The organism is Actinophytocola sp., from assembly GCF_035634895.1.
In the GTDB taxonomy this organism is placed as follows: Bacteria; Actinomycetota; Actinomycetes; order Mycobacteriales; family Pseudonocardiaceae; genus Actinophytocola.
This window is the reverse complement of record NZ_DASQCC010000023.1, coordinates 1-3,439: the sequence shown is the minus strand read 5'-3', so window position 1 is coordinate 3,439 and position 3,439 is coordinate 1. Positions and strand designations below refer to the sequence as shown.

The following is a 3,439-nucleotide window of genomic DNA, read 5'->3' as shown; positions in this document are numbered from 1 at the left end:
TGCCGCCGGTCGTGATGACCACGTCGACGCCGGCCGCGTCGCGTAGGGCGGCCAGTACCGGCTCGCCGTCCGGGACGACCACCGGGGCGTCGACGGTGAAGCCTCGGGCGCGCAGCCACGACACGATCATCGGGCCCGTCTTGTCCTCGTACACTCCCGCGGCCGCCCGGTTGGACGCCGCGATCACGCGTGCGGTGCTCATGACGTCCCCTCGCCTGCCCTGCCCGACGCTATCCCCATGGCAACGAGCGACCTTCCATTTTCGCTCCCTAGGGCCGTACGAAAGTCCCTTTCGTACGCACGGGGTTTGGCGGTGGATGTGGGGTTTCGCTGGTCAGGCGCCGATTTCGTGCTTGGGGACGCTGCCGGTGGGAGGCCGGGGCGGGTCCGCCGGCCGTGCGTGCCCGGCGCGGCGGACGCCCTGATCGTCACCCGCTCGACGCCGCGAGAGGCTCGGCGGACGCCGCGAGAGATCCGGCGGACGCCGCGAGAGGCCTGGCGAACATTGGTGGGCACCGCACTTGCTCCGTTCATCTGCCCTCCGGTCGGGTCCACACTCCGGACTTGCCGCCCTCCTTGCGGTCCAGCCGCACCTCGGACAGCACTGCGGCCGGGTCCACCGCCTTGATCATGTCGTGCAGGGTCAGGCCCGCGACCGTGACCGCGGTCAGGGCCTCCATCTCGACGCCCGTCTGGCCGCTCGTGTGGACGGTCGCGGTGATGCCGACGGAGTCCGCGGCCAGCGCGAACTCCACTGTCACGCCCGTGATCGGGAGTGGGTGGCACAGGGGAACAAGGTCCGGTGTCCGCTTGGCGCCCATGATGCCGGCCACGCGGGCGACCGCCAGGGCGTCGCCCTTCTTCAGGCCATTGTTCTCGAGCAGCGACACGACCTCGGCGGTCGTGCGCACGACGCCGGTGGCGACCGCGACCCGGTCCGTGACGGCCTTGCCGGTCACGTCCACCATTCGCGCCGCGCCCGCGGCATTGACATGAGTCAGGTCACCCACGAAAACGATGCTACGGGTGTGCCGCCTTCGCCACCGCCTCGGCCACCGCGGGTGCGACGGCCGAGTCGAACACGCTCGGCACGATGAACGACGGGTTCAGGCGGTCGCCGTCGACCACGTCGGCGATGGCGTCGGCCGCCGCCAGGAGCATCGTGTCGGTGATGCCGCGGGCCTGTGCGTCGAGCAGGCCGCGGAACACGCCGGGGAACGCCAGCACGTTGTTGATCTGGTTCGGGTAGTCGCTGCGGCCCGTCGCGACCACGGCGGCGTGCTTCTGCGCCTCCAGCGGGTCGATCTCCGGGTCCGGGTTGGCCAGGGCGAACACGATGGCGTCCTTGGCCATCGTGGCCACGGCGTCCGCGCCGAACAGGTTGGGCGCGGAGACGCCGACGAACACGTCCGCGTCGACCAGCGCGTCGGTCACGTGGCCGGTGACCAGGTTCCGGTTCGTGTTCCGCGCGAGCCAGGCGAGGTTGGCGTCGAGGTCGTCCCGGTCGGGGTGGACGATGCCGTTGACGTCGACGGCGATGATGTCGCGGGGGCCCTTCTGCAGCAGCAGGCGGATGATCGCCGAGCCGGCCGCGCCCGCGCCGCACACCACGATCTTGGCGTCGGCCATGTCCTTGCCGACAACCCGCAGCGCGTTGCGCAGCGCGCCGACCACCACGATCGCGGTGCCGTGCTGGTCGTCGTGGAACACCGGGATGTCCAGCAGGTCCCGCAGCCGCGCCTCGATCTCGAAGCAGCGCGGCGCGGCGATGTCCTCGAGGTTGATGCCGCCGTACACGGGCGCGATCAGCTGCACCGTGCGGATGATCTCCTCGGTGTCCTGTGTGTCCAGGCAGATCGGCCACGCGTCCACGCCGGCGAACTTCTTGAACAGCGCCGCCTTGCCCTCCATCACCGGGAGCGCGGCGGCCGGGCCGATGTTGCCCAGCCCCAGTACGGCGGACCCGTCGGTGACGACCGCGACCGTGTTGCGCTTGATGGTCAGGCGGCGGGCGTCGTCCGGGTTCTCGGCGATGGCCTGGCTGATCCGGGCCACGCCTGGCGTGTACGCGCGGGAGAGGTCGTCGCGGTTGCGGAGCTGGACCTTCGACGCGACCTCGATCTTGCCGCCGAGGTGGATGAGGAACGTCCGGTCCGACACCTTGCGGACCGACACCCCCGGTAACTCCTCCAGCGCGGCGGTGATGTCCTTCGCGTGGGCGGCCGAGAGCGTGTTGGCCGTGATGTCGACGACGATGCGGTCGGTGTGCGACTCGACGACGTCGAAGGCGGTGATCACCGCGCCGGCCCGGCCGGCCGCGCCGGTCAGGTCGCCCGCCGCGCTCGCCGACGGCGGCGCCTCGACGCGGACGGTGATGGAGTAGCCAGGACCAGGGACCGGCATGTTGGCTCGACCTACTTGCTACTTGTTGATCTCGGTGACCGGATGCTCGTAAGGCACCGTCTCGAGTGGGAAGACCAGGTCGCCGTACGGGGACAGCGCGCCCTGGCGGTCCGCGGCGAGCTCGCTGACCGGGTGCTGGCCCTCGTAGTCGTCGGCGGGCCAGTACGGGTCGATGCGGCCGTTGTCGCCGCCCTTCTTGGCCACGGGTCCTCCTTGCGCTCGGGTTCATGTATCGATGCTCACTCCGCAAGCTTCGCCAGGTGAGATTACCGGAGCGCGACCGGCCGGCATGCGCGTATACCGTGGTACGGGTGCCCGGTCCCACCCTCATCGACTGGCTGCGAGCCCAGGACGACCTGACGCTGGCCGCCCTGCTCGTCGCGCGTCCCGACCTGGCCACGCCCGCGCCCGCCGACTCGACCGTGCTGGCCGCACGGGCCGCGACCAGGGCTTCGGTGACCAGAGCCGCAGAGGGGCTGGACACGTTCACGCTCGCGGTGCTCGACGCGCTGGTGGTCGTGGACGCGGACCAGGCGCCCGTGCCGGTTTCGCGGGTGGCGGAAACAGTCGGTCCGGACGCGAGCGAAGCGCGAGTGCGCGACGCCCTGGACGTCCTCGTCCGGCTGGCACTGGCGTGGGGCACCGACGAGCTGTCGGTCGTGCCGGCGGCGCGTGAGGCCGGCGGGCTGTTCCCGGCCGGGCTCGGCAGGCCCTCGGCCGGGCTGGCCGGTGTGGACATCCCCGGGCTGCTCGCCGAGCTGGCGGAACCGGAGCGGCGGATGCTGACCACGCTCGCGCACGGGTCGCCGCTCGGCCGCACGAAGGACGCGGACGTGCTGGTGCCGCTGGACCAGGCCCGCACGCCCGTGCAGCGGCTGCTCGCCATGGGCCTGCTGCTGCGCCGGGACGCGGAGACCGTCGAGCTGCCGCGCCAGGTGGCGTTCGCCATCCGCGGCGACAGTCCACTGGGGACGGTCAGGCTCGACGAGCCCGCGCTGAGCGTCAGGCAGCACAGGGTGGCCACTGTGGACGCCAC

4 protein-coding genes and 1 pseudogene are annotated in these 3,439 nt (G+C 71.6%); 1 reads left to right on the top strand and 4 read right to left on the bottom strand.

Annotated elements, in window-relative coordinates; translation table 11 throughout:
• The 4 genes from VET29_RS03675 to VET29_RS03660 form a co-directional block, all read right to left on the bottom strand.
• Positions 1–202, bottom strand: a 202-nt coding sequence (locus VET29_RS03675; protein ID WP_324914631.1) for a MogA/MoaB family molybdenum cofactor biosynthesis protein, incomplete at its 3' end; no start/stop codon positions are given.
• A 328-nt stretch (positions 203–530) separates the two neighbouring features.
• Positions 531–1,010: a cyclic pyranopterin monophosphate synthase MoaC gene (gene moaC / locus VET29_RS03670; RefSeq protein WP_324914629.1), complete on the bottom strand. Its 480-nt coding sequence runs from the start codon at positions 1,008–1,010 to the stop codon at positions 531–533.
• 10 nt (positions 1,011–1,020) lie between these two features.
• Positions 1,021–2,403: an NAD-dependent malic enzyme gene (locus VET29_RS03665; RefSeq protein WP_324914627.1), complete on the bottom strand. Its 1,383-nt coding sequence runs from the start codon at positions 2,401–2,403 to the stop codon at positions 1,021–1,023.
• Positions 2,404–2,421: 18 nt separating this feature from the next.
• Positions 2,422–2,607, bottom strand: coding sequence for a hypothetical protein (locus VET29_RS03660; protein ID WP_324914625.1), 186 nt, complete (start codon positions 2,605–2,607; stop codon positions 2,422–2,424).
• 107 nt (positions 2,608–2,714) lie between these two features.
• Here VET29_RS03660 and VET29_RS03655 point away from each other — a divergent pair.
• Positions 2,715–3,439, top strand: a pseudogene (locus VET29_RS03655) (DNA-binding protein); the annotation flags it as partial.

Bases quoted from the DNA above. Each gene is read 5' to 3' on its own strand.
- VET29_RS03665 (WP_324914627.1), bottom strand. From the start codon at position 2,403: ATGCCGGTCCCTGGTCCTGGCTACTCCATCACCGTCCGCGTCGAGGCG.